The sequence below is a fragment of the Pantoea sp. 1B4 genome (assembly GCF_016925765.1).
Classification (GTDB): Bacteria; Pseudomonadota; Gammaproteobacteria; order Enterobacterales; family Enterobacteriaceae; genus Pantoea; species Pantoea agglomerans.
This window is the reverse complement of the sequence record NZ_JAEUWZ010000001.1, coordinates 3073836-3099773: the sequence shown is the minus strand read 5'-3', so window position 1 is coordinate 3099773 and position 25938 is coordinate 3073836. Positions and strand designations below refer to the sequence as shown.

The window sequence follows — 25938 nt, the reverse complement described above, 5'->3', positions numbered from 1 at the left end:
CTCTTTAACAATCCGGAACAAGCTGAAAATTGAAACGACGCAGCGCGTCATTCCTCCGTAATAAGGGATGGCAAAGCGATGCGTTCGAGTCTCTCAAATGCTTGCAACACGCAGCGTTGAAAAACGCCTGTGGGTTGTGAGGTTAAGCGACTAAGCGTACACGGTGGATGCCCAGGCAGTCAGAGGCGATGAAGGACGTGCTAATCTGCGTAAAGCGACGGTAAGGTGATATGAACCGCTACAGCCGTCGATGTCCGAATGGGGAAACCCGGTGCACTCTGTGCATCATTGCAGCATGAATACATAGTGCTGCAAGGCGAACCGGGGGAACTGAAACATCTAAGTACCCCGAGGAAAAGAAATCAACCGAGATTCCCCCCAGTAGCGGCGAGCGAACGGGGAGCAGCCCAGAGCCTGAATCAGTTTGTGTGTTAGTGGAAGCGTCTGGAAAGTCGCAGGGTACAGGGTGATACTCCCGTACACAAAAGCACACATGCTGTGAGCTCGATGAGTAAGGCGGGACACGTGGTATCCTGTCTGAATATGGGGGGGACCATCCTCCAAGGCTAAATACTCCTGACTGACCGATAGTGAACCAGTACCGTGAGGGAAAGGCGAAAAGAACCCCGGCGAGGGGAGTGAAACAGAACCTGAAACCGTGTACGTACAAGCAGTGGGAGCCTTCTTTATGGGGGGTGACTGCGTACCTTTTGTATAATGGGTCAGCGACTTATATTCTGTAGCAAGGTTAACCGTATAGGGGAGCCGCAGGGAAACCGAGTCTTAACTGGGCGTTAAGTTGCAGGGTATAGACCCGAAACCCGGTGATCTAGCCATGGGCAGGTTGAAGGTTGGGTAACACTAACTGGAGGACCGAACCGACTAATGTTGAAAAATTAGCGGATGACCTGTGGCTGGGGGTGAAAGGCCAATCAAACCGGGAGATAGCTGGTTCTCCCCGAAAGCTATTTAGGTAGCGCCTCGTGAACTCATCTTCGGGGGGTAGAGCACTGTTTCGGCTAGGGGGGCCATCCCGGCTTACCAACCCGATGCAAACTGCGAATACCGAAGAATGTTATCACGGGAGACACACGGCGGGTGCTAACGTCCGTCGTGAAGAGGGAAACAACCCAGACCGCCAGCTAAGGTCCCAAAGTCATGGTTAAGTGGGAAACGATGTGGGAAGGCACAGACAGCCAGGATGTTGGCTTAGAAGCAGCCATCATTTAAAGAAAGCGTAATAGCTCACTGGTCGAGTCGGCCTGCGCGGAAGATGTAACGGGGCTAAACCATGCACCGAAGCTGCGGCAGCGACACTATGTGTTGTTGGGTAGGGGAGCGTTCTGTAAGCCGTCGAAGGTGTGCTGTGAGGCATGCTGGAGGTATCAGAAGTGCGAATGCTGACATAAGTAACGATAAAGCGGGTGAAAAGCCCGCTCGCCGGAAGACCAAGGGTTCCTGTTCAACGTTAATCGGAGCAGGGTGAGTCGACCCCTAAGGCGAGGCCGAAAGGCGTAGTCGATGGGAAACAGGTTAATATTCCTGTACTCGGTGTTACTGCGAAGGGGGGACGGAGAAGGCTATATCAGCCGGGCGACGGTTGTCCCGGTTTAAGCGTGTAGGCGGAGTGTCCAGGTAAATCCGGACGCTTGTTAACGCTGAGGCGTGACGACGAGGCACTACGGTGCTGAAGTGATAAATGCCCAGCTTCCAGGAAAAGCCTCTAAGCATCAGGTAACACAGAATCGTACCCCAAACCGACACAGGTGGTCAGGTAGAGAATACCAAGGCGCTTGAGAGAACTCGGGTGAAGGAACTAGGCAAAATGGTGCCGTAACTTCGGGAGAAGGCACGCTGGCGCGTAGGTGGAGGGACTTGCTCCCCGAGCCGAAGCCAGTCGAAGATACCAGCTGGCTGCAACTGTTTATTAAAAACACAGCACTGTGCAAACACGAAAGTGGACGTATACGGTGTGACGCCTGCCCGGTGCCGGAAGGTTAATTGATGGGGTTATCCGCAAGGAGAAGCTCTTGATCGAAGCCCCGGTAAACGGCGGCCGTAACTATAACGGTCCTAAGGTAGCGAAATTCCTTGTCGGGTAAGTTCCGACCTGCACGAATGGCGTAATGATGGCCAGGCTGTCTCCACCCGAGACTCAGTGAAATTGAACTCGCTGTGAAGATGCAGTGTACCCGCGGCAAGACGGAAAGACCCCGTGAACCTTTACTACAGCTTGACACTGAACATTGAGCCTTGATGTGTAGGATAGGTGGGAGGCTTTGAAGCGCGGACGCCAGTCTGCGTGGAGCCAACCTTGAAATACCACCCTTTAATGTTTGATGTTCTAACGTAGGCCCGTAATCCGGGCTGCGGACAGTGTCTGGTGGGTAGTTTGACTGGGGCGGTCTCCTCCTAAAGAGTAACGGAGGAGCACGAAGGTCAGCTAATCACGGTCGGACATCGTGAGGTTAGTGCAATGGCATAAGCTGGCTTGACTGCGAGAGTGACGGCTCGAGCAGGTGCGAAAGCAGGTCATAGTGATCCGGTGGTTCTGAATGGAAGGGCCATCGCTCAACGGATAAAAGGTACTCCGGGGATAACAGGCTGATACCGCCCAAGAGTTCATATCGACGGCGGTGTTTGGCACCTCGATGTCGGCTCATCACATCCTGGGGCTGAAGTAGGTCCCAAGGGTACGGCTGTTCGCCGTTTAAAGTGGTACGCGAGCTGGGTTTAGAACGTCGTGAGACAGTTCGGTCCCTATCTGCCGTGGGCGCTGGAGAATTGAGGGGGGGTTGCTCCTAGTACGAGAGGACCGGAGTGAACGCACCACTGGTGTTCGGGTTGTCATGCCAATGGCATTGCCCGGTAGCTAAGTGCGGAAAAGATAAGTGCTGAAAGCATCTAAGCACGAAACTTGCCCCGAGATGAGTTCTCCCTGACTCCTTGAGAGTCCTGAAGGGACGTTGAAGACTACGACGTTGATAGGCCGGGTGTGTAAGCGCAGCGATGCGTTGAGCTAACCGGTACTAATGACCCGTGAGGCTTAACCTTACAACGCCAGAGGCGTTTTTGAGAGACACGATTTTCAGCTTGTTAACCGGATACAGTTGTGTCCTGCGGACTGAAGTCCGAAGGATTTTGCGCTGAGGCAAGGCGGCAACCGACCGATACGAAGGAGCATACTGAAGTATGTGACGGAGTAGCGCGAGGGCGGCCAACGCAGCATCAGCACAAAAGACACAGGACAGAGCACAAAGAATTTGCCTGGCGGCTTTAGCGCGGTGGTCCCACCTGACCCCATGCCGAACTCAGAAGTGAAACGCCGTAGCGCCGATGGTAGTGTGGGGTCTCCCCATGCGAGAGTAGGGAACTGCCAGGCATTAAATAAGTGAAGAAGCCCCGCACGAAAGTGCGGGGCTTTTTTTACGTCTGCACTTTGCCACGTTAAGCTGAAAATATGATCTGCAGGCACGCGGTATGTCACCCTTAACTCCCCATTCTTGACTTCTGAATGACCAGCAACCCGCTGATTTTTCGATAATTAGCGACATGGCTCACAATAATAATCTCGGATTACGCCGCCTTTACCTTCAGTAGACTTAAATGCTTTACTCACTCCTTTAAACGCTGTTGATCAGCAAGGAACAGAGGTAAGGCATGGCACCCACAAATAATAAAACTCAGACGGATGATACAAAGAAACGTATCTGGGCTATCGTCGGCGCGTCATCAGGTAACCTGGTTGAGTGGTTCGACTTCTACGTTTACTCCTTCTTCTCACTCTATTTTGCCCACATTTTCTTTCCGCAGGGCGATACCACCACTCAGTTGTTACAGACGGCGGGCGTTTTTGCGGCAGGATTTTTAATGCGTCCGATTGGCGGCTGGCTGTTTGGCTATATCGGCGACAAACATGGCCGAAAAAATTCGATGCTGGTTTCAGTCTGCATGATGTGTTTTGGTTCGCTGGTGATCGCCTGCTTACCCGGTTACGCAACGATCGGCGTGGCTGCGCCCGTCATTTTGCTGCTGGCGCGTATGTTTCAGGGATTATCGGTGGGCGGAGAATATGGGACCAGCGCAACCTACATGAGCGAAGTGGCTCTGGAAGGACGCAAAGGATTCTACGCCTCATTCCAGTATGTCACGCTGATAGGTGGTCAGTTAGCGGCGGTACTCACCGTCGTGGTCCTGCAATTTCTGCTGACGGATGCAGAGCTGCGAAGCTGGGGCTGGCGTATTCCGTTCTTCCTCGGCGCATTGCTTGCCGTTGTCGCATTATGGTTACGACGCTCACTGGAAGAAACCTCAGATAAGACGAGCCGCGAACATCGCGATGCGGGTAGCGTAATCGGGTTACTGCGTAATCATACTCGTCCCTTCCTGATGGTGCTGGGTTTCACCGCAGGCGGCTCCCTGAGTTTTTACACCTTCACCACCTACATGCAGAAGTATCTGGTTAATACGTCAGGTATGGATCCTAAAACCGCCAGCGGCCTGATGACCGGTGCGCTGCTGGTCTTTATGCTGATTCAGCCGATTATCGGTGCTTTGTCAGATAAAATCGGTCGTCGCACCTCAATGATGATTTTTGGCGCGGGCGCGGCCATCTGTACGGTCCCCATTCTGACGCTGTTGCAAAACGTGCAGAGCCCTGGTGTGGCTTTCCTGTTGATCATGCTGGCGCTGCTGATTACCAGCTTCTACACCGCCATCAGTGGCATTCTTAAAGCAGAAATGTTTCCGCCACAGGTGCGCGCACTGGGTGTAGGACTATCTTACGCAGTAGCGAATGCGATCTTCGGTGGGTCGGCAGAGTATGTTGCGTTGCTGATGAAGCAGCAGGGGATTGAGACGACTTTCTTCTGGTATGTTTCAGCGATGGGCGCGGTGGCATTTCTGGTGTCGCTGTTGCTGCACAAGCGCGGTAAGGGGATTAAGCTTTAACAGAGAAAGCTACTGACTCAGATTCCACAGGGCAATGCCGCTGGCAGCACCGGCGGCATCCCAGGCGAAATCTTTCCAGCTCCAGCCGCTGCCATTCGGGCGGCTGTCATACCACTCTTTTCCCGCCCCAGGCGTTAATGAAAACAGTCTGGCTTTGCCGGTCAGAATGGTGCTGACGCTGCCTTCCCATATTCACTACCGGCAGCGGCCAGGACTGCAGAGGCGACAAAATGCTCCGCTTTATCCCGTCCGGTTCACTGATCTTCCGCTATATGGGCGCATCCGCTACACAACAGCACAGCAAGCAGCACACTTCGCATAGCAGATGCCTTATTGGCCGCAGCGATTAAAGAATCCGGCTGATCAGGCGATCGATACGTATCCGGCGCAGACGGCGAATCAGCTTGCGCACCTTGGCCGGGTAATCAGCAATACTCTCAAGCTCACGGAAATGCGTCACTACCGTCGTGTTCTGCCGGATTAACGTCAGTTCCTTCTCACGCTGAGCCGCTAACTCCTGATGAGGATCGTGGATCAGCACCGCATTTTCCAGATCGAGCCGCCAGGCACGTGGATTGAGGTTATTACCGGTAATCAGCTGCCATTCGTCATCAACCCACATTCCTTTAAGGTGATAACTGTTCTCGCCATCCTTCCACAGTCTCACGACCAGCTGATCGGTCGTAACGTAGTAGTGCAAACGGCTCATAAAGCGACGCAGATTGATTTCATACAGGTAAGGCAGCGCGCCTATGATTTTGAACGGCTGATCGGGCGCAATATAGAAGTCATTGGCTGTTTTATCGCCGACGATGATCTCAACCTGTTTTCCCTGACGCAGAAGATGAATGATATTACGTACCAGCAAGGCGGGCATGTTGAAGTAGGGGGTACAGATGATCAGCTTCTGTTCCGCACAGGGCATCAGGTGGAAAATGGTTTTATTGAGCAGGCTATGCTTACCCAGACCGACCAGCGGCGTGACCGTCAGTTCATCGTTGCCGGCATTCCCTTCAAACTGATAATTGAAACCGCGCAGGTCCTGACGGAACTGGCGTGTCTCATTTTTAATTTCAGGACTTGAGGGGCGCTCAGCAAAATCGAGTCGGTTTACCGCCTCTGCTGACTTCAGATTGAGCGTGATCCAGTCATACATCGTATCTGTCAGCTGGGAATTACGGATAACCTGATAACGGTCATAGCGATACTTATCATGCTGATGCAGGTAGACATCATTGATGCTGGCGCCGCTGTAGAGCAGCATATCATCAATAATGAACCCTTTAAGGTGGAGCACGCCCAGCGCTTCACGGGTATTGACCGGGATACCATAAACCGGGATGGCAATATCCGGATAACGTGTCGCCATTTCGCAATACCAGTCGGCATTGGTTACGCCTCGCGCTGCGCCAATTCGCCCACGCTGCGCACGGTGCCAGTCAACCAGAATCGAGATATCCAGCTCCGGCCGCGCCTGCTTCGCACTATAAAGCGCATCCATGACGGCACGTCCGGCGTCATCATTTTCCAGATAGAGCGCAACAATACAGATGCGAGTCTGCGCTGCCGCAATCTTCTCCAGCAACGTCTGGCGAAATTCGGCAGGCGAGTAAAGTGTCGACACATCCGCAACGGATTGTGACAGTTTCGGCAGCTGTGCGAGGTGTTGTTGGTGTTTGTTACGTTTAAATTTAGACAACATCACAGTGCACTTCTTCTCTGTTCATTGCATGGCCTTTTGCCATCAAATCAGGGTTATAACCACAAATAATAACATCAACTTCGCCGATTCGAACGTTTTTTACCTTTCTCTACAAGGTTAGTTGATCTCATTCTGTAAAGACAATTTCAGGCTGACAATACCGTCATCCAGTTGAATATCAACATGAAAGTTTAGCTTTCGTGCCAGCGTAATCATGCCGCGGTTATGGGGCATGGTGATACCGTTCAATTGTTGCAAGCCGTGATGCCGGGTATAGCGGATCATTTTTTCCAGCAGACGACGGCCCATGCCTAAGCCTTTCAGGTCGGAACGGACCAGCACCGAAAACTCCGCATCAATGTTATCTGCATCAGAGATAGCGCGGGTGACGCCGATGATCTCGGATCGTCCATGATGCTGACGTACCGCCACAATCGCCATCTCGCGGTCATAATCGATCTGGGTCATGTTGGCGAGATCATCATGAGTAAACTCACTGATTTCACTGAAGTAGCGGTAGTAGAGATCCTCTTTGGTGACCTGACTGATGAAATCGCGCAGCAGGGGCTCATCCTCTGGCAGAATGGGCCGGAACAGGCAGAATTGCCCATCCTTTAACTCTACCTGCTCTTCCAGATGCTGAGGATAAGGACGTATTGCCAGCCGCGCTTCGTTATCGCCGTGGAACGGAGCCAGCGTCAGGGTGACATCCAGCAGGGTAAAATCATTGCCCGCCGCCAGCAGCGGATGAATATCCAGTCGCTGGATCTCCGGGCAATCCACCACCAGGTTAGAGACCTGCACCAGCAGCTGGCTTAAACCGGGGATATCCAGCGGATTCAGCGCGCTGCGGCTGCGGATTTTTCCGCTCTTGATCGCCTGAATCACCAGATAGCGTGCCAGCGTCATATTCAGCGGGGGAAGGGCAACGGCAGCCTGTTTATCGGCCTGCCATTCAACGCCGCCTTCCCCCAGCATAATGATCGGGCCAAACAGGGCATCCTGTTCGACCACGACCCGCAGCTCCTGTGCGCCTGCACGACTCGCCATGCTCTGAACCAGCAGCCCTTCGATACGTGCCTGCGGCAACGTCTGTTTTACCCGATCAAAAATGGCCTCAGCGGCATGCTCCACTTCGCTGGCATTACGCAGGTAGAGCATCACGCCCTGCACCTCCGATTTATGCGCGATATCGGGTGAACGCAGTTTCAGCGCCACCGGATAGCCAATCTGATCGGCAATCGCCACTGCCGCCTTACTGTCGCTGGCGATCCAGGTCGGCAGCGTGGCCAGGCCGTAAGCCTGCAGTACCGGCTGCACTTCATGGGTATCCAGCGCGGTAACACCGCGCTCCAGCGCCTGTGACAGCAGCTGGTGTGCATGGGCACTGTCCAGGTTCAGGGTGGCGGGCAGGGCAGGGGTTTCGCGCAGCTGCTTCTGGTTACGGCGGTACTCAACCTGATGCATAAAAGCGGTCACCGTTCCCTCTGGCGTGCGCCAGGTCGGTATCCCCGCCTGCGTAAAGGCTCGGCGCGCGGCTTGTGAAGAGAACTCGCCGCTCCAGTTGGTCAGCAGCGTCACCAGCTTACCGCGCGGGTGACGGGCGATGGTGTCGATCAGATGTCCGGCCGTTTCAGTCGCGGGCGCGACCGCGCTTGGCGCATGAATAATCATCAATGCATCAAGTTCATGGCTGTCGAGCAGGATCTCTGTGCAGGCGGCATAACGTTCTGCTGTGGCGTCATCTTTTAAATCCAGCGGGTTGCCGCGGCCTGCGCCAGCGGGCAACAGCGCCTCGAGCTGCTGAATCGTCTGCTCGCTGAGCTGCGCCAGTTTCCCGTTGCGGGCATAGAGCTCATCCAGCGCCAGCGCGGCGGGGGCGGCACCATTACTGATGATCATCAGCCTGTCGCCACGCAGCGGCCGCATATGACTCAGCGACTCAACGGCGGAGAAGAGCTCATGGGTATCCTGCACCCGCAGTAACCCGGCACGCTGAATGGCTGCATCCCAGGCGGCGTCCAGACCGCTGTGGGTGCCCAGCAGCGCCTGTGCTTCCCGGCTGCGACCACTCTTGATCACCAGAATCGGTTTATTACGGGAGGCGCTGCGTGAGGCAGAAACAAAACGACGCGCATCGCTGAGGTGCTCAAGATAGAGCAGGATAGCGCTGGTTTTACCGTCGCGAGCCAGGAAGTCGAGCAGATCATCGACATCGGTATCCAGACTGTCACCCAGCGCGATAAACCAGGAGAAACCGAGATTACGCTGCTGCGCCCAGTCGAGAATGGTATTGGATACGGCGGCGGACTGGGAGATAAATGCGATACGGCCTTTCTCTATCGGCACTGGCGAGAAGCTGGCATTCAATCCCTGCCAGGGGGCCAGCAGGCCAAGACTGTTCGGGCCCAGCAGACGTATCTGCCACTGGCTGGCACAGGCTTTGAGTTCGGCAGACTGGCTGGCGGGCGCAGAGAGAATAATGCAGGCTTTGCAACCTTTCTCCCCGAGCTGTTGCAGCAGTTCGAGGTTACGTTTTGAGTGGGTGCAGATCACTGCCAGGTCTGGCGCGAAAGGTAAGCTGTCGATGGTGGGCCAGGCCAGTACGCCGCTGACCGCTTTATATTTCGGCGTCACCGGCAACACCGGGCCGCTAAAACCGCCCGCCAGCAGGTTACGCATCATAAAATATCCGGCGCGCCCTGGCGTGACCGAGGCACCAATCACCGCAATTGATTTAGGTCGTAACAGCGCTTCCAGTCCGCGTTGGCTCATCTCGCTCTCCAGAGTTCGGGATTTGCGTGATTGTAAACGCTTTTTGCTGGCAGTGCTTCCGGGCAGATCGCAGGCTGCGCATCCCGATTTTAATCTCTGTCACCGCAGGGACGCTCCCGCCAGGAGGTGACCGGGCGATTAAACCTGTCCGGCGTGGTGCGGTTTCCCTGCCAGGTAGGCCGCGCGGAACTGATCAAAATGGTGAGATAACGCCTCAGCTGCCAGCCGATCGCCCGCCTGCGCCAGCAGCGCCGCGGCCACTTCAGCAGTACAGTGCTGACCTGCGCCGTGGGCTTCACGCAGCGTATAGCGCGACGGGGTGCTGACATCCAGCGACATCACCGGCAGGGCGTCGAGCCAGGGGCTTTTACGGAACATTTTGCGGGCTTCGGTCCAGGTGCCGTCCAGCATAATAAACAGCGGCGGCTTGCCACTGACGGGCGGCGTTGTCAGCACTTCGCGACCGGGGTCGGCATAAGCGGCCGGGAAAACCACCAGCGGCTGATAATCGGGATTGCGCACCGCCGCCAGCAGCAGCGGATCCGGCTCGGTGCGTGACCAGCCAAAAGCCTGGGTATCCGGCAGAATATCGGCAATCAGCCGGCCGGTGTTGCTCGGCTTCATCGGCTCGGTATCGAACATCACCAGGCAGAAGCGGCTACGGGCGGACTGCGGCACGATCTGACTGCAGAGACAGTTGACTTCTGGCAGCAGGCAGCCCTGACAGCGGATGACCCGATTCCCGCGCGCGAGGAAAGGACGGGTGGATCGGGCCAGGCGTTGGGTGCGCAAGCGCAAAACAGCATTATCAGACATGAGTATTCAGGGCAGGAAAAACGTCAGTGTAATCGAAGCGCAGGCGAAAAGGAAAAGGCCAGCCAGGCTGGCCTCTGAAGATTAAAGTGACTCATCCAGCCATTCATTGAAAGGCGCTTTGGGCATCGCGCCATTCAGCATGTCGACCCGCTCGCCGTTCTTAAACAGCATGATGGTCGGGATACTGCGAATGTTGAAACGGGCGCTCAGGGCCGGTTCCGCTTCGGTGTTCACTTTAATAAAGCGGACTTTACCGCTGCGTTCACTGGCGACATCTTTAAACACCGGCGCAAAATTGACACAGGGACCACACCAGGGCGCCCAGAAATCGATCACCACCGGCAGATCGTCCTGCAGATATTTGTCAAAGTTAGCGCTGGTGGCATTCACCACTTCGCCATCAAATAACGCATTTCCACAGCGACCACATTTCGCCACGTCGGCAAGGCGTTCTTCAGGAACGCGATTGGTTGCCTGACAGGAAGCGCATACCGTATTCATAGGAACCTCTGATGTTGAAAAGTGTCAGTCTGATAAATATTGTTCACTATGAAAGGGGACGGATTCCCTCTCAATCTGGATTGCTCTATAGGTTCAATAGTTGATAGCTAAGCGCCAGCACATCAGGTAATCTGCGCGCTCTCAATGCAGGAGGAAGACATGAACGACGAATTTAAAGGCAAGAGCGGTAAGGTTAAGGTGATGTACGTGCGTGGCGAGGACGATAAAAGCGCGCGCGCGCCTAATCCTCGTACAGGCAAAGGTGGTCACGCTGCTGCCCGTTCGGATGATAATCGTCGTTCGTCTGGCCCCCCGTACTGAACGCAGTCAGGAAGGTGGTCGCTCCGCTGGCCGTCGCAGCGACGACACCGGTCGCAGCAGTTCACCGCGTCGTGATGAAGGCGGACGTGGCGCTCCACGCCGTTCAGACGATGGCGCAGGCCGCCGCAACGATCGTGGCGATGATAATCGCGGCGCCTATGGCAGCAGCGATTCCCCATGGCGCACTGTGTCACGCGCGCCATCAGCAGATCGTCCGGCAACCGAAAGCGATAAGCCGGATCACGGCGGCATCAGCGGCAAGAGCTTCGTCGATCCCGAGCAGATCCGTCGTCAGCGCAACGAAGAGACGCGCGTCTATGGTGAGAACGCCTGTCAGGCGCTGTTCCAGAGCCGTCCTGAAGCGATTGTTCGCGCCTGGTTCGTGCAGGAAGTGACTCCGCGTTTCCGCGAAGCGCTGCGCTGGCTGGCGGCTAACCGCAAAGCCTATCACGTCGTGGAAGATGCAGAGATTACCAAAGCGTCAGGCACTGAGCATCATGGTGGCGTCTGCTTCCTGATCAAAAAGCGCATGGGTATGGCGGTTTCTGAATGGCTGAGCCAGGCGAATACCAAAGATTGCGTGCTGGCACTGGAAGATGTCAGCAACCCGCATAACCTCGGCGCGATTATGCGCAGCTGCGCGCACTTTGGCGTAAAAGGTTTGCTGGTGAACGACGCCTCACTGCTGGAGTCCGGCGCAGCGGTACGTACCGCAGAAGGCGGTGCTGAGCATGTGCAGGCTATAAGCGGCGCAACCTTCAGTGAAGGTCTGGAAGCGTTCCGTAAAGCGGGTTACACCATCGTCACCACCTCCAGCCATCAGGGCACGCCGCTGGCGCAGGCTCCGCTGCCGGAGAAAATGGTGCTGGTGTTAGGGCAGGAGCGTGAAGGTCTTTCTGATACCGCGTTCAAACAGGGTGACATGAGCCTGTCGATTGGCGGCACCGGCAACGTAGAAAGCCTTAACGTCTCGGTCGCAACCGGCGTACTGCTCGCCGAATGGTGGCGTCAGAACGCATAAAAAAACGGGCCGAAAGGCCCGTTTTGCTGTGTCACATCAGTGCGCGCCACCGCCACCGCCGCCTGCGCTAAACGGCGGACGGGCAAACCAGATCAGCACCAGCAGAATCAAAAAAGACCCCCCGCCGACGCCCAGAAAATTTCATTCGCTGAAATAATCAGTCCCTGGTTAGTAATCTGCTGCGCGATCCAGGCCGACGCCTGCTGCTGCGTCATCCCCATGCTCTCCAGCTGGCTATACATCTGCTGCGAATTGACGTTGTAAGGGGTAATCGACTCCGTCAGGTAGCTATGATGCATCGACTCGCGGTTACTCCACATAGTGGTGGTAATCGACGTTCCCACCGAGCCTGCAAAGGTACGCATAAAGTTCGACAGGCTGGAGGCTGCGGCCATGCGCTCCGGCGGCAATCCCGACAGCGTAATGGTGGTCAGCGGCATAAAGAAGCAGGCCACGGCAAAGCCCTGAATAAACTGCGGCCAGGCTGAGGCACCAAAGTCCATTCCCGGTTCAAACGTATACGCGCGCCAGTAGAAGCAGACGGCATACATAATGAAGCTGAACGTGACCAGCCGTCGCATGTCGAGCTTATGGGCAAAGCGTCCGATGATCGGCGACAGGATCACCGGCAAAATGCCCACCGGCGCAGACGCCAGACCGGCCCAGGTTGCGGTGTAGCCGTAGACCTCCTGCAGCAGCTGCGGCAACAGAACAATCGAGCCGAAGTAGAGCATATAAGCCAGACTGATCGACAGGCAGCCAATGGTGAAGTTGCGCGACTTAAACAGCGACAGATCTATGATCGGGTGATCGTCAGTCAGCTCCCACACCAGCAGGACTGACAGCGCAATCACGGCCACTACCCCGAGCACGATAATCTCGGACGAGTTAAACCAGTCGAGCTCCTTTCCGCGATCCAGCATCACCTGCAAACAGCCGATCCCCACCACCAGCAGCACCAGCCCGACCATATCGATCCGCCGGATTTCGGTTTTGGTTTCCCGGCCACGCAGGGTTTGCAGCGTCAGTATCACCACCGCCACACCAATGGGCACGTTGATAAAGAAGATCCAGCCCCAGTGATAGTTATCGCTGATCCAGCCGCCCAGTATCGGACCACAGATCGGTGCGACGATCACCGTCATCGCCCACAGCGACAGCGCAACACTGCGCTTGGCGGGCGGATAGTTGTTGAGCAGCAGACTTTGCGACAGCGGGATCAAGGGACCCGCGACGATCCCCTGAATGACGCGGAAGAAGATCAGCATCTCCAGGCTGTCTGACATGCCGCACGCCCAGGAGGCGATAGCAAACAGAATGGTCGACCAGGTAAAGAGCTTCACTTCACCTATGCGTTTTGCCAGCCAGCCGGTCAGCGGGATCGAGATCGCATTGGCCACACCAAACGAGGTGATCACCCAGGTTCCCTGGGAGTTCGACGCTCCCAGATTACCGGCAATCGTGGGGATAGCCACGTTGGCGATGGTCGAGTCCAGAACCTGCATGAACGTCGCCAGCGACAGCGCAATGGTCATCAGGACCAGCGGCATTCCTTCAAGCGGTTTTTGTGCCATTACAGCCTCCGCGTCATCATCCGGCGTTGGCGCGGACGATATCGGTGATCAGCTGATTGACCGGCGCAAGGTCAATCGCCAGTGCGTTGCTGCTGTAAGCGGCTTGCTGACGGGCGCTGGTGGCCAGCGCGCTGCCCTCTTTGCTGGTGGTATCTATTTTAACCAGCGTTGAGAGACCAATACGCAGCGGATGTCTGGCGATATCTTCCTGATTCAGTTCGATACGAACCGGCAGGCGCTGAACCACTTTGATCCAGTTACCGGTGGCATTCTGTGCCGGCAACAGTGAGAAGGCGCTGCCGGTGCCCATATCCAGTCCTGCAACTTTGCCCTGATAAACCACTTCGTCACCGTAGATGTCGGCAACTACGGTGACAGGCTGACCAATACGAACGCCAGCCAGCTGAGTCTCTTTAAAGTTGGCATCGACCCACAGATTCGTTGCAGGCACGACGGCGAGCAGCGGGGTGCTGGTGGAGATTTGCGAACCGACCTGCACGCTGCGACGGGAGACAAAACCATCCATCGGGCTACGGATTTCGGTGCGCTGCAGCGCCAGCCAGGCGTCACGCAGCTCAGCCGCGCTCTGTTGCACGGCAGGCTGATTTTCCAGTGAGGTGTTGAGGATCATCGCCTGATTCGCATTGTATTGCTGAATCGCCACGTCCAGTTGTGCTTTGGCCGTCGCGACGGCATCGCGGGCGTGCTGCAACTCTTCACGGCCAATCAGATTAGCCGCGCCTAACGGCTCACGGCGTTTCAGGTCGGCCTGTGCCTGCGCCAGAGCGGTCTGTTGCAAGGTAATGCTGGCCTGATACTGTTTGCCATTAATCATCAGCTGATGCGTCTCACGCACGCTGGTGGCGAGTGCCGTCTGCGCTTTTTCAAACGCCTGCTCCGCATCCGTCTTATCCAGTGAAACCAGCACATCGCCTTTTTTGACGAAATCGGTATCTTCAAACCAGACTTTATTCACGCTACCGGAGACCTGTGCCATCACCTGCACCTGGTTACCCGCAACGTAGGCGTCATCCGTTTCCTGAAAATGGCGCAGGACCAGGAACCAGTAAACTCCCCAGGCAATACCAATCAGCACAAAGATCAACGCCAGCACGATGAGCACACTTTTGCGCTTCTTCTTTTTGTTGGCTGACGGTTGCGGGCTTTGTGCTTCTGCCGTTGCACTCATGTCTTTCTCCACGTTTTCCATTTAGTCGGGCGGCAGAAATCCCTTTTCGCCAGCGCCCGAGTCGAAAAAGCCAGCGACTGAGCGCTGGCCAGATAAAAAAAGGAAATTAAAATAACGATTCCGACAGGTGATTGTGTCGCACTTATTGCTATTAGCGGGAAAGCGAGGCGATCAGCTGATCTTCATCCATTTTATCAAGACGATTAAGTAGCTTACGGGTGATGCCTTCCAGCTGTGACTTCTCATCGACGGAGAGCGAAGACCAGAGGTACTGCAGGCTCTGATGCTGAGGTGGCAGCAGCTGACGCAGGAACTCCATCCCTTTATCGGTCAGATGCAGGTGCAGGCAGCGACGGTCGTGATCGCTTTCGCGACGCTCAATCCAGCCGCGCTTTTCCAGTTCATCAGCAATGCGCGTGGCATTGGTGCGCGAAGAACCAAGGGCAGAGCTGAGCTCAGAGGGCTGAATACTATGGTTTTCCTGTGCATCCAGCGTAATCAACGCCATGAACAGGGTTTCATTAATACCCTGTGCTTTCAGCATCTTATTACGGTTGTCCAGCAGTTTACCCTGCATATGCATACAGAGACGCGTCAGAATAATTTCCTGCAACGGAAAATCCTTATGGCGATTGGCACGGATGTTTAGCATCTGCTCAATGGGAGTAAACGAACTTTCCATTAAAAAAAACCTCACTAATTGCAACTTGTATAATAACTATGGTGACAGGATAAGCGTAGTCACTTTTTGGCAGGTGATCGCTGACAGAATCACTATTCACCATCAAAGGTATTCCAGGCCATTCCCTGGCCCTGGGTCAAAAACCCGTACGTCCGGCGGCAGCCGCTGTGCCGGAACGTGATCAAAAAAGGGGGCAAATTTAATAATATCGCGGGGAAAAATAACTGAAGTGAATAGGTTTGCTACTAACCATAACAAACCTAACCATTTGTGACCAGACGCAATGCGCTGTCCGGCCAGGCTTCAGTTGATTTTTTCCGGCTCAAAGCGCGATCCGGCTGCCCAAATCAGCAGATTAACCACAGTCAGCAGCGCGCCAGCGCCACAGACGCCATACCAGCCCCAAAGATGGTAAGCGGTCGCGGAGAGCAGTGAGCCGGCCGCGCCACCCATAAAGTAGCTGGTCATGTAACCGGCATTAAGACGGTTCCGCGCCTCCGGCATCTGCGCGTAGATCACGCTTTGATTGGTGATATGGACGGCCTGTACCGCCAGATCCAGCAGCAGGATGCCGACGATCAGCGGCGCAAGCTGCTCCGCGCCCCACGCAATGGCAGCCCACGACAGCAGCATAAGCAGCAGGCCCAGTTGGGTGGTCAGCTTCGCTTTACCCTTGTCAGCCAGCGCGCCCGCCTGACGTGCGGCCAGCGCACCCGCGGCACCGACCAGCCCCAGCAAGCCAATCTCGCCCTCTGAGAAATGATAAGGCGCCCCGGCGAGCAGAAAGGCCATTGAGGTCCACAGCAGGCTGAAATTGGCAAAGGAGAGGCAGCCGGTCCAGGCGCGGGTGCGGAGCACCCGATTACCGGCATACAGGCGAAAGATGGAGGCCAGCAGTTGCGGATAGCTCATGGGCACGGACTGTTTCACGCGCGGCAGCGATCGCCACAGCGCCAGGGCCATCACCACCATCAGCAGGCTGGCAGTCCAGTAAACGGTACGCCAGCCGCCAAGCTGCGCCAGGCCGCCTGCCACGGTGCGCGCCAGCAGAATCCCCAGCAGCAAACCGCTCATTACCGTCCCCACTATTTTGCCGCGCCGCTCCGGCTCTGCCAGCGTGGCGGCCAGTGGCACCAGGATTTGTGCGGCGACCGAGAACAGGCCGGTCATCACCGTGCCCAGCAGTAAAAAGAGAAAGGAGTGCGAAAGGGCGATAATCACCATGCCGGCAGCAGCAAGCAGGATCATCGTAACAATCAGGCTGCGTCGTTCAAACCGATCGCCAAGCGGCACCAGCAGCAGCAGGCCGCAGGCGTAGCCCGGCTGCGCCGTGGTGACAATAAATCCGGCGAGGCTGACAGAGAGATCAAACTGTTGGGCGATGGTATTCAGTAGTGGCTGAACGTAGTAATTACTGGCTACGCAGAGGCCGGTTGCTACTGACATCAGCATTACTAAAGCAGGCGTCAGACCCTGGCGAGTCGCATTCATAAACAGCATCGGTCGCTAATAATCATTTGAGGTTAATAGTAACTCAAAAAACTATTTCACACGCATGTTTATTAACAGGCCATACCAGTCGGGAAAGCAGGCATAAAAAAAAGGGCAGAAAAATTTCTGCCCTCAGATAACTGCCCGACTAAAAGCGTATGCCCACTGAGCCAGCTCTTTTATCAACCGCCCTGGGGCGGAAATGTTTTCATGTTATTGCGCGGCGGCCTGCGCCTCGCTGATCCATTTATCGAACTCAGCCTGATGCGCCTTAATCCAGCCATCCACATGACGGTTAATCGCCTCTTCTGAGTTTTGTCCGGCATGCATTGCTGAGTTTTCAGCATTGATATCGGTAATGGGCAACTTCATGACCGCAAACAGACGGGCAGCAGCCGGGTTTTTCGCCGCCCAGGCTTTGTTGGCGACGATGTGCATGGTGTTAACCGGGAAACCGTAGTTCGCACCGTTTGGCAGCTTAGTATCCACATCCTTCTGTTCGCCAGGCAGCGAAGAGAACGGCACCTGCAGCCAGACCACATCGCGGCCCGGCTTCAGCACATCGCTCAGCCAGTAGGGCGTCCAGGTGTAATAAAGGATCGGTTTACCCTGTTTGTAGCGTGCCAGCGTATCCGCCACCATCGCCGAATAGTTACCCATATTGGCGGTCACGGTATCACTGAGACCGAAGGCGCTGTTCTGATGATTAATCACCGCTTCACAGCCCCAGCCTGGCGTACAGCCGGTCATATCCGCTTTGCCATCGCCGTTGGCGTCAAACAGGCTGGCGATCTTAGGATCTTTCAGCTGTTCGATATTGGTGATGTGATATTTCTCGGCGGTCTTCTTATCAATCAGATAACCCTGGGCGGCACCGGTAACATAGGTTCCCTGACGATAGAGCTTCTGATCGCCACCGGCGGCTTTGTACATGTCGTCATGCAGCGGCTGCCAGTTCACTGCGGTAAAGGTGGCGTCGCCAGCGGCGATAGAGGTGTAGCCAACGTTGTAATCCACTTCACTCGGCTTGCTGACCTGATAGCCGAGTTTTTCCAGCGCGCGGCTGACAATCAGGGTCTGAAAAGTCTCTTCAGCGATAGTGCTCTGTATGGGTTGTACCGTAATACCTTTGCCCGGCAGATCGGCAGCGGAGACGTGTGAAACGGCCAGCGTGGTTACCACGGCGGCGAGCAGAGAGGCTCTGTTGCGCATAGTCATTCCTTATTTCAGATGTCGCGTCAGGATGGGCGGCGCGCAGGCACCGCCCGACAGATTATTTTTTACGCGAAGGAGAGAAGATCAGGCCCAGCGGGCCGGTGTGATACCAGTGACGATTACCGCGGCTGCGGCTATCGCGACCAAACGATTGGGTCAGACGGTCAAGGATAATGGCAAGGATCACAATCCCCACACCACCCACCGTAGCCAGCCCCATGTCGAGACGGCCAATACCGCGCAGGACCATCTGACCGAGTCCGCCCACGGCGATCATCGAGGCGATCACCACCATCGACAGCGCCAGCATCAGGGTCTGATTAACGCCCGCCATAATGGTGGGCATCGCCAGCGGCAACTGCACTTTGAATAGCAGCTGACGCGGACTGGCACCAAAGGATTCGCTCGCTTCGATCAGATCGGCGGGCACCTGCTTAATGCCGAGAATAGTCAGACGCACAATCGGTGGCAGGGCGAAGATAATCGTGACCACCACGCCTGGCACGTTGCCGATACCAAACAGCATCACAATCGGCACCAGATAGACAAAGGCGGGTGTCGTCTGCATCGCATCCAGCAAGGGGCGTACGATACGCGCTGCCCGTTCACTACGGGCCAGCCAGATCCCCAGCGGCAGGCCGATGAGAATGCAGAACATCAGCGCGGTAAGCACCAGCGCCAGCGTGACCATCGCCTGCGACCAGGCGCCAATTGCGCCAATCAAGATCAGCGATACCAGCGTGGCGATGCCCATGGCGGGCGTCGCGATCTGCCAGGCGATTAGCGCAAACACCAGAATCGCTACCGGCGCGGGCATTCCCAGCAACAGCTGCTGAAAGGCGCTGAGAATATAGTCAACCGGTACCCGGATACCCTGAAACAGCGGGCGGAAGTGGTTGACCACCCAGTCGATGCCGGTAGTCACCCAGTGATCAAGCGGGATCCAGGTTTTGTGGAACGGATCCATGATATTGAAATGTTCCGGCGCGGGCGCGGGGGCGCTGTTGAGCCAGTCACTGCTGCTGGCTGCATCGGGTGTCGCGCTGCCATCGGGCGTGCCCCAGGCATCGGCACCGCCGCTGCTGGTGGGCGCAGCCTGACTGCTGGCGGCGGTGCCGCTATCCCACGGATTGGTGGTTTCCTGACTCATGGCTGGGCTCCTTCACGATCTAACGCGCGCAATAGCGTGCTTTTGGAAATGATACCGACATACTGATTCTCCTCACCGACCACTGGCACCGCACAGGGCGCCTGAGCGACGTGCGAGAGCAGATCGCTCAGTGAGGTATCGGCGGGCACCGCGGCTGGCGAGTCGAGGAGGGCGCTATCGAGTCCCAGACCTGCTGCCAGCGCGGCTTTCAGCGAGTCGGTGGAGACCACGCCAAGAAACTTCTGTTTCTCCAGCACGTAGCCATAGTCGCGGTCTTCATCCTGCAGCAGCTTAATGGCGGAGCGCGGGCCGAAACCTGGCGCTTTGCGGATTAACGCTCCCGCGCTACGACGGGCAATATCTTTGGCGCTGAATACGTGACTGATATCGACGCCACGGAAAAAGGTGCGGACATAGTCATTGGCCGGGTTATTCAGGATCTCATCCGGCGTACCAACCTGTATCACTTCGCCGCCCTGCATAATGGCAATACGGTCGCCAATACGCATCGCTTCATCAAGATCGTGGGAAATAAAGACGATGGTGCGCTGATGCCTGGCTTGTAAATTAACCAGCTCATCCTGCATTTCAGTACGAATCAACGGATCCAGAGCGGAGAAGGCCTCATCCATTAATAAGATGTCGGGATTGATGGCCAGTGCGCGGGCTAATCCGACGCGCTGCCGCATCCCTCCGGAAAGTTCATCCGGGTAAGCGTGCGCATAATTCTCCAGCCCGACCTGACGTAACGCTTCCAGTGCTTTTTCCTGGCGTTCAGCCAGTGCGACTCCCGCTAATTCCATACCAAATGCCGTATTATTTAATACATTCATGTGCGGCATCAAAGCAAATGACTGGAATACCATGCTGATTTTATTTCTGCGCACGTCACGCAGTTCGCTGGCTGATATTTTGGCAATATCGACACCGTCAATAATCACCTGGCCGCGCGTCGGCTCTATCAGACGATTGAGAAGGCGAACCATGGTCGATTTTCCTGAACCGGATAACCCCATGATGACGAATATCTCGCCTTCTTCAATGGCCAGACTGGCGTTCTTTACGCCAAGGGAGAGCCCGGTCTTTTCAAGAATGACATCTTTGGTCGCACCCTTTTCAATATATTTAAACGCGCGATCCGGATTGTCGCCAAATATTTTATAGAGATTTTTTACTTCGAGCTTAATAGCCATGCAGTCATTAAATCCTGGTTGAAATATCTAATATTATCCTGTCGTTCCCGCTGAAATTTAAGCAGGCCATACCGTAGCACACTGACGTTATCTGACAACCCTGAAGTGGGATATTGGCCGGCCGCAGGACATTCAGATGACGATTATCTTCAGTGCTCACAAGGGATAAGCGTGGATTAATTTTTTGTGAAATCATTGGCGGGTTTTTGGCATTTCAGCCGATTTGCCGGCTGAAAGGGAGAAAAACAAGCGTCACCAGGGTGAAATATTACGGAAATAATGGATTCCGATGCAGAGAAATAATCACGCCTGAAACGATCGGGTTCAGTGGAATAATTGGTCGAAAAAAAAGGAAATGCGGGGCGGGTGAGAATCAACAAACGGTGAAATAGTCAGGCTGTGTTGCAGTAATATTTTTTTCTTATGATTAGACGGAATGGCGCGGCTGACACGGCGCTGCCAGAGAAAACCGGATGCTGACAAAACAGCACCCGGTAACCCTCAGAAATTCCAGTCCTCGTCTTCGGTTTCGACCGCTTTTCCCATCACATAGGAGGAGCCTGAACCGGAGAAGAAGTCGTGGTTTTCGTCGGCGTTGGGCGACAGAGCCGACAGAATGGCCGGATTCACCGCTGTCAGCTCCGCCGGGAACAGCGCCTCATAACCCAGATTCATCAACGCTTTGTTGGCGTTGTAGTGCAGGAAGGTTTTCACCTCCTCTACCCAGCCGACATCGGCATAGAGCGCCTCGGTATAAGCCACTTCGTTTTCATACAGCGCCAGCAGCAGATCATAGGCGAACTGCTGCAGCTCTTCGCGGCGCAGATCGTCAGCGGCAGCCAGCGCCTGCTGATATTTGTAACCGATGTAGTAACCGTGTACCGCCTCATCGCGAATAATCAGGCGAATCAGGTCAGCGGTGTTGGTCAGCTTGCCACGGCTCGACCAGTACATCGGCAGCCAGAAGCCGGAATAGAACAAAAACGACTCCAGGAAGACGCTGGCGATCTTCTTCTTCAGCGGATCATCGGCCTGGTAGTGTTCCAGGATGATGCGCGCCTTGTTCTGCAGCGGCGCATTCTCTTCGCTCCACTGATAAGCGGCATCCACATCCTGGGTGTTACACAGGGTTGAGAAGATCGAACTGTAGGAGCGGGCATGCACCGCTTCCATAAAGCTGATATTCGACAGCACCGCCTCTTCGTGCGGGGTAATGGCATCTTCCATCAGCCCCGGCGCGCCGATCACGTTCTGGATAGTGTCGAGCAGCGTCAGGCCGGTGAACACCCGGATGGTCAGCTGCTGCTGCTGTTTATCCAGCGTCTGCCAGCCGGGCAGATCGTTGGAGAGCGGCACTTTCTCCGGCAGCCAGAAGTTGCTGGTGAGACGATTCCACACTTCAAGATCTTTGTCATCCTGAATGCGGTTCCAGTTAATTGCCTGAATCTGTTTTAGTTTCATCGTTTTCATCACAGGGAGCATGAGACGCAACCCTGAACCTCCGTGCCCTGAAGCGCCATCTGGCGCAGTCGAATGTAATAGAGCGTTTTGATGCCTTTTTTCCACGCGTAAATCTGCGCTTTGTTGATGTCACGGGTCGAGACGTCATCGCGGAAGAACAGCGTCAGCGACAGGCCCTGATCGACATGCTGAGTCGCTTCTGCGTAGGTATCAATAATCGCTTCCGGCCCAATCTGATACGCATCCTGATAGAGATGGAGATTCTCATTGGTCATAAACGGCGCGGGATAGTAGACGCGGCCGGTTTTGCCCTCTTTGCGGATCTCGATAGGGGAGACAATCGGATGGATGCTGGAGGTGGCATGGTTGATGTAGGAGATTGAACCGGTTGGCGGGATCGCCTGCAGGTTCTGATTAAACAGCCCGTGCTGCATCACCGCGTCGCGCAGTGCCTGCCAGTCCGCCTGTGTCGGCAGCGTCAGTCCGGCGTCGGCAAACAGCGTCGCTACCCGTTGCGTGCGCGGCAGCCATTCGCGCTGCAGATACTTATCGAAGTAGGCGCCGCTGGCGTACTGCGATTCCGCAAAGCCATCGAAGGTCTGCTGACGCTCCTGTGCCAGCTGATTAGAGGTGCGCAGCGCATAATAGGTGATGCAGTAGAAGTAGAGATTAGTGAAATCCAGCGCTTCCGGTGAACCGTAGGCGATGCCTTCCCGCGCCAGATAGCCGTGCAGGTTCATCTGACCCAGGCCAATGGCGTGCGAACGGCGATTGCCTTCGGCGACCGAGGGCACCGAGCCAATTTCGCTCATCATCGACACCGAGGTCAGAGCGCGGATCGCCACATCCACGGTACGCGCCAGATCGCGTGAATCCATGGCGTGCGCAATGTTCAGTGAGCCGAGATTACAGGAGATATCTTTGCCGATCCGGCGATAGCTGAGATCGTCATTGTACTCGCTGGCACTGTTCACCTGCAGGATCTCAGAGCAGAGGTTGCTCATGTTAATGCGACCGGCAATCGGGTTACTGCGGTTCACGCTGTCCTCATACATGATGTAGGGATAGCCCGACTCAAACTGAATCTCAGCCAGCGTCTGGAAGAAGTCGCGTGGCTGAATATAGGTTTTACGGATGCGGTCGTCGGCCAGCATCTCGTCATATTTCTCGCTGATGCTGATATCGCCAAAGGCCTGACCGTAGATCCGTTCAACGTCGTAAGGCGAGAACAGCGCCATCGGTTTGTTCTCTTTTGCCAGCTGGAAGGTGATATCGGGGATCACCACGCCCAGCGACAGGGTTTTGATGCGGATCTTCTCATCGGCGTTTTCGCGCTTGGTATCAAGGAAGCGGAAAATATCGGGATGGTGTGCATTGAGCCACACCGCGCCAGCGCCCTGACGCGCGCCAAGCTGATTCGCATAAGAGAAGGCATCCTCCAGCATTTTCATCACCGGGATAACGCCCGACGACTGATTTTCAATACGTTTGATTGGCGCACCGGACTCACGCAGGTTCGACAGCAAAAAAGGCGACGCCGCCGCCGCGCTTTGAGAGCTGCAGTGCCGAATTCACGGCGCGACCAATCGACTCCATATTGTCTTCGATGCGCAGCAGGAAGCAGGAGACCAGCTCACCGCGTTGCTGTTTGCCGCAGTTCAGGAAGGTTGGTGTAGCGGGCTGGAAACGGCCGCTGAGGATCTCCTCCAGCAGGGCCCGCGCAAGCTTTTCATCGCCCTGAGCCAGCGTCAGCGCCACCATGCAGGCGCGCTGTTCGAAGGTTTCCAGATAGCGTTTGCCGTCGAAGGTCTTCAGGGTGTAGCTGGTGTAGTACTTCCAGGCACCGAGAAAGGTTTTGAACTCAAATCCCCAGTTCTCCGCCACCTCATGCAGCGCAAGCAGGAACGAAAAATCGTACTGGTTCAGCACTTCCGCTTCGTAATAGCTCTCTGCCACCAGATAGCGTAAACGCTCAGCGCAGCTATTGAAGGGGACGGTATTGGGTTGCACATGCTGCAGATAAAACTGACGTGTCGCTTCGCGATCCTTGTCGAACTGGATGCGGCCCTCGGCGTCGTAGAGATTGAGCATGGCATTAAGGGCGTGATAATCGAGCGTCACGCCGTTGAGGGTGTCTGTTGTTGCCAAAATTGGGTTACTCCCGCTTTAACTTTCGCGATATCGTCAGGCGTTCCCATCAGCTCGAAGCGGTAGAGGCAGGGAACCTGACATTTATTTGCAATGATGCTGCCCGCCAGGCAGTAACCGGCACCGAAGTTACGGTTGCCCGCTGCGATCACGCCACGAATACCGCGTCGGTTCGCCTCATCATTAAGAAACTGAATCACCTGACCGGGCACCGCACCGCGACTGCTGCCACCGCCATAGCTGGGCACGACCAGAATATAGGGCTGGTCGATATGCAGTTGTTGCCGGGCATCAAGCGGGATGCGCCGGGCAGGCAGGCCGAGGCGCGTCACAAACCGGTGGGTGTTTTCCGACTGGCTGGAAAAATAGACCAGCGGGAACATGTGTTTATCCTCCGACAGCAGAAAGCGTGCGCAGCGTGGCGATTTTGTCCGGGCGGAAACCGCTCCAGTGATCGTTATCTGCCATCACAACCGGTACCTGGCGGTAACCCAGTGATTTCAGGTTGTCGATCGCCTCGGGCTGGCTGTCGAGATTGATAAGCTGATAGGCGAGACCCTGACGGTCCATCGCATTTTTGGTTGCCGTGCACTGGACACAGTTATCTTTAGTGTAAATAATAATGCGCATGATTCGTATTTCCCTCTATATGCGGTTCTGATGCCCGAAAACAAAGCAGACGCGGCAAGTTGCGGGCCTCATTCTGCCGGACATCTGGTGTCGTGCTGATGAGATAAATACTAGATGTAGTGGTTTTGTGGGTCAAGCCCACCAGATATAGGGTTTTATGATTTGCATTTGCGCAACAGCGGCAAAGCCAGCAGGGATGCGCCCTGCAGCCTGGAAAAATCTTTTGTAAATGTCATCGGCCAGAAAAAGGGCATAAAAAAAGCCCCGCACAGGGCAGGGCTCAGGAGATTTTTTGGAGTTGAGCTTAGCGGCGTGAAGCCAGCAGCACACCCACTACGATACCGAAAGCGGCACCGATACCAACACCGTGCCATGGCTTGTCATGGACATAGGTGTCAACCTGTGCACTGGCATCACGGGCAACCTGTGAGACACGGTTGCTGCCGCCGTTCAGTCTGGAGCGGGTCTGTTTCAGCAGCTTTTCTGCCTGACTGCGTGCAGAATCCACTTCGTCTTTGGCGTCGCTGCCGTAAGATTTCAGCAGCGCTTCCAGTGAATCGGCCAGTTCGTTAACATCCTGATTAATATCAATGTCATCGTTTTTTACAGTGCGATTAAACATTTTTTTAGCTCCCTTTGATTTAAAAACGTAATACTAGTGTAGACGACCTTGAGATAAACGAGACGCGGGAGTGTTCTTTAGGGAAAATTCCGAATGCCCACTCTGTCATGCTGTTGTAAGGTTGCGAAGCTTTTGAAAGAGGAGAGGATCGAGCATGTATTTACGACCAGATGAGGTAGCGCGCGTACTGGAAAAAGCGGGTTTCGAAGTCGATGAAATTACCCCACGGGCCTATGGTTATCGCCGTGGAGAGAACTATGTTTATGTGAATCGCGAAGCGCGCATGGGGCGCATGGCATTAGTCATTCACCCGACACTGAAAGAGAAGAGCCAGCCGTTCGCTGAACCTGCTTCAGAAATGAAGACCTGCGATCACTACACCCAATTCCCTCTCTACCTGGCGGGTGATTCACAGGAACACTACGGCATCCCGCACGGATTTAGTTCCCGCATGGCGCTGGAACGTTATATTCAGAGCGTTTTCGGCTAACGCATCA

At 55.3% G+C, this 25938-nt stretch carries 16 protein-coding genes, 2 rRNA genes and 4 pseudogenes; 5 read left to right on the top strand and 17 right to left on the bottom strand.

Annotated elements, in window-relative coordinates; genetic code table 11:
* Window positions 1–140: 140 nt before the first annotated feature.
* The 3 genes from JNO11_RS14885 to JNO11_RS14875 all read left to right on the top strand — a co-directional run bounded on the left by JNO11_RS14885 (window position 141) and on the right by JNO11_RS14875 (window position 4950).
* Window positions 141–3054, top strand: a 23S ribosomal RNA gene (locus JNO11_RS14885).
* Window positions 3055–3266: 212 nt separating this feature from the next.
* A 5S ribosomal RNA gene (gene rrf / locus JNO11_RS14880) occupies window positions 3267–3382 on the top strand.
* 278 nt (window positions 3383–3660) lie between these two features.
* Window positions 3661–4950 (top strand): MFS family transporter, encoded by a 1290-nt coding sequence (locus tag JNO11_RS14875; protein ID WP_010257813.1) that lies wholly within the window; start codon window positions 3661–3663, stop codon window positions 4948–4950.
* Window positions 4951–4959: 9 nt separating this feature from the next.
* Here JNO11_RS14875 and JNO11_RS14870 read toward each other — a convergent pair.
* The 5 genes and pseudogenes from JNO11_RS14870 to trxC form a co-directional block, all read right to left on the bottom strand.
* Window positions 4960–5270: pseudogene (locus JNO11_RS14870) on the bottom strand (YfiM family lipoprotein).
* A gap of 26 nt (window positions 5271–5296) precedes the next feature.
* Window positions 5297–6652, bottom strand: a complete 1356-nt coding sequence (gene pssA / locus JNO11_RS14865; protein WP_029519515.1) for a CDP-diacylglycerol--serine O-phosphatidyltransferase — start codon at window positions 6650–6652, stop codon at window positions 5297–5299.
* A gap of 117 nt (window positions 6653–6769) precedes the next feature.
* A complete protein-coding gene (locus JNO11_RS14855; RefSeq protein WP_010672150.1) occupies window positions 6770–9427 on the bottom strand; it encodes a bifunctional acetate--CoA ligase family protein/GNAT family N-acetyltransferase in 2658 nt (885 codons plus the stop codon).
* A gap of 138 nt (window positions 9428–9565) precedes the next feature.
* The gene (locus JNO11_RS14850) at window positions 9566–10243 is read right to left on the bottom strand and encodes a tRNA-uridine aminocarboxypropyltransferase (RefSeq protein WP_022624064.1); all 678 of its coding nucleotides are present in this window, start codon (window positions 10241–10243) and stop codon (window positions 9566–9568) included.
* Between the two features lie 81 nt (window positions 10244–10324).
* Window positions 10325–10744 carry a thioredoxin TrxC gene (gene trxC / locus JNO11_RS14845; RefSeq protein ID WP_010257800.1) on the bottom strand — a complete coding sequence of 140 codons (420 nt, stop codon included), beginning with the start codon at window positions 10742–10744 and terminating at the stop codon, window positions 10325–10327.
* 159 nt (window positions 10745–10903) lie between these two features.
* On the opposite strand from trxC, the pseudogene JNO11_RS14840 reads away from it, so the two are divergent.
* Window positions 10904–12086: pseudogene (locus tag JNO11_RS14840) on the top strand (tRNA/rRNA methyltransferase).
* A gap of 36 nt (window positions 12087–12122) precedes the next feature.
* Here the strand turns inward: JNO11_RS14840 and emrB are convergent.
* From emrB to JNO11_RS14780, 12 genes and pseudogenes are all read right to left on the bottom strand, one after another.
* Window positions 12123–13660 (bottom strand): annotated as a pseudogene (gene emrB, locus JNO11_RS14835) (multidrug efflux MFS transporter permease subunit EmrB).
* A gap of 16 nt (window positions 13661–13676) precedes the next feature.
* Window positions 13677–14849 carry a multidrug efflux MFS transporter periplasmic adaptor subunit EmrA gene (gene emrA / locus JNO11_RS14830; protein ID WP_325177463.1) on the bottom strand — a complete coding sequence of 391 codons (1173 nt, stop codon included), beginning with the start codon at window positions 14847–14849 and terminating at the stop codon, window positions 13677–13679.
* A 151-nt stretch (window positions 14850–15000) separates the two neighbouring features.
* Window positions 15001–15531: a transcriptional repressor MprA gene (gene mprA, locus JNO11_RS14825; RefSeq protein WP_003850381.1), complete on the bottom strand. Its 531-nt coding sequence runs from the start codon at window positions 15529–15531 to the stop codon at window positions 15001–15003.
* A gap of 303 nt (window positions 15532–15834) precedes the next feature.
* Complete coding sequence (locus JNO11_RS14820) at window positions 15835–17022, bottom strand: MFS transporter (protein ID WP_325177462.1); 1188 nt, start codon at window positions 17020–17022, stop codon at window positions 15835–15837.
* Between the two features lie 213 nt (window positions 17023–17235).
* Entirely contained in the window at window positions 17236–18234 is a 999-nt protein-coding gene (proX, locus tag JNO11_RS14815) for a glycine betaine/L-proline ABC transporter substrate-binding protein ProX (RefSeq protein WP_010257785.1), read from the bottom strand.
* A gap of 61 nt (window positions 18235–18295) precedes the next feature.
* Window positions 18296–19387: a glycine betaine/L-proline ABC transporter permease ProW gene (gene proW / locus JNO11_RS14810; protein WP_010257782.1), complete on the bottom strand. Its 1092-nt coding sequence runs from the start codon at window positions 19385–19387 to the stop codon at window positions 18296–18298.
* Complete coding sequence (proV, locus tag JNO11_RS14805; protein WP_010672155.1) at window positions 19384–20580, bottom strand: glycine betaine/L-proline ABC transporter ATP-binding protein ProV; 1197 nt, start codon at window positions 20578–20580, stop codon at window positions 19384–19386. The genes proW and proV overlap by 4 nt, the downstream gene beginning before the upstream one ends.
* 501 nt (window positions 20581–21081) lie before the next feature.
* Window positions 21082–22041: a class 1b ribonucleoside-diphosphate reductase subunit beta gene (gene nrdF / locus JNO11_RS14800; RefSeq protein ID WP_010257777.1), complete on the bottom strand. Its 960-nt coding sequence runs from the start codon at window positions 22039–22041 to the stop codon at window positions 21082–21084.
* Window positions 22042–22049: 8 nt separating this feature from the next.
* Window positions 22050–24189, bottom strand: a pseudogene (gene nrdE, locus JNO11_RS14795) (class 1b ribonucleoside-diphosphate reductase subunit alpha).
* Window positions 24159–24572, bottom strand: coding sequence for a class Ib ribonucleoside-diphosphate reductase assembly flavoprotein NrdI (nrdI, locus tag JNO11_RS14790; protein ID WP_010257771.1), 414 nt, complete (start codon window positions 24570–24572; stop codon window positions 24159–24161). The pseudogene nrdE and the gene nrdI overlap by 31 nt, the downstream one beginning before the upstream one ends.
* Window positions 24573–24576: 4 nt before the next feature.
* Window positions 24577–24819 carry a glutaredoxin-like protein NrdH gene (gene nrdH, locus JNO11_RS14785; protein ID WP_010257769.1) on the bottom strand — a complete coding sequence of 81 codons (243 nt, stop codon included), beginning with the start codon at window positions 24817–24819 and terminating at the stop codon, window positions 24577–24579.
* A 304-nt stretch (window positions 24820–25123) separates the two neighbouring features.
* Window positions 25124–25441: a DUF883 family protein gene (locus JNO11_RS14780; RefSeq protein ID WP_010257764.1), complete on the bottom strand. Its 318-nt coding sequence runs from the start codon at window positions 25439–25441 to the stop codon at window positions 25124–25126.
* A gap of 154 nt (window positions 25442–25595) precedes the next feature.
* Here JNO11_RS14780 and JNO11_RS14775 point away from each other — a divergent pair, with 154 nt between their 5' ends.
* A complete protein-coding gene (locus tag JNO11_RS14775) occupies window positions 25596–25931 on the top strand; it encodes a DUF2002 family protein (RefSeq protein WP_003850360.1) in 336 nt (111 codons plus the stop codon).
* The last annotated feature ends 7 nt before the right edge of the window (window positions 25932–25938 follow it).

Bases quoted from the DNA above. Each gene is read 5' to 3' on its own strand.
- JNO11_RS14875 (WP_010257813.1), top strand. From the start codon at position 3,661: ATGGCACCCACAAATAATAAAACTCAGACGGATGATACAAAGAAACGT.
- pssA (WP_029519515.1), bottom strand. From the start codon at position 6,652: ATGTTGTCTAAATTTAAACGTAACAAACACCAACAACACCTCGCACAG.
- JNO11_RS14855 (WP_010672150.1), bottom strand. From the start codon at position 9,427: ATGAGCCAACGCGGACTGGAAGCGCTGTTACGACCTAAATCAATTGCG.
- JNO11_RS14850 (WP_022624064.1), bottom strand. From the start codon at position 10,243: ATGTCTGATAATGCTGTTTTGCGCTTGCGCACCCAACGCCTGGCCCGA.
- trxC (WP_010257800.1), bottom strand. From the start codon at position 10,744: ATGAATACGGTATGCGCTTCCTGTCAGGCAACCAATCGCGTTCCTGAA.
- emrA (WP_325177463.1), bottom strand. From the start codon at position 14,849: ATGAGTGCAACGGCAGAAGCACAAAGCCCGCAACCGTCAGCCAACAAA.
- mprA (WP_003850381.1), bottom strand. From the start codon at position 15,531: ATGGAAAGTTCGTTTACTCCCATTGAGCAGATGCTAAACATCCGTGCC.
- JNO11_RS14820 (WP_325177462.1), bottom strand. From the start codon at position 17,022: ATGAATGCGACTCGCCAGGGTCTGACGCCTGCTTTAGTAATGCTGATG.
- proX (WP_010257785.1), bottom strand. From the start codon at position 18,234: ATGCGCAACAGAGCCTCTCTGCTCGCCGCCGTGGTAACCACGCTGGCC.
- proW (WP_010257782.1), bottom strand. From the start codon at position 19,387: ATGAGTCAGGAAACCACCAATCCGTGGGATAGCGGCACCGCCGCCAGC.
- proV (WP_010672155.1), bottom strand. From the start codon at position 20,580: ATGGCTATTAAGCTCGAAGTAAAAAATCTCTATAAAATATTTGGCGAC.
- nrdF (WP_010257777.1), bottom strand. From the start codon at position 22,041: ATGAAACTAAAACAGATTCAGGCAATTAACTGGAACCGCATTCAGGAT.
- nrdI (WP_010257771.1), bottom strand. From the start codon at position 24,572: ATGTTCCCGCTGGTCTATTTTTCCAGCCAGTCGGAAAACACCCACCGG.
- nrdH (WP_010257769.1), bottom strand. From the start codon at position 24,819: ATGCGCATTATTATTTACACTAAAGATAACTGTGTCCAGTGCACGGCA.
- JNO11_RS14780 (WP_010257764.1), bottom strand. From the start codon at position 25,441: ATGTTTAATCGCACTGTAAAAAACGATGACATTGATATTAATCAGGAT.
- JNO11_RS14775 (WP_003850360.1), top strand. From the start codon at position 25,596: ATGTATTTACGACCAGATGAGGTAGCGCGCGTACTGGAAAAAGCGGGT.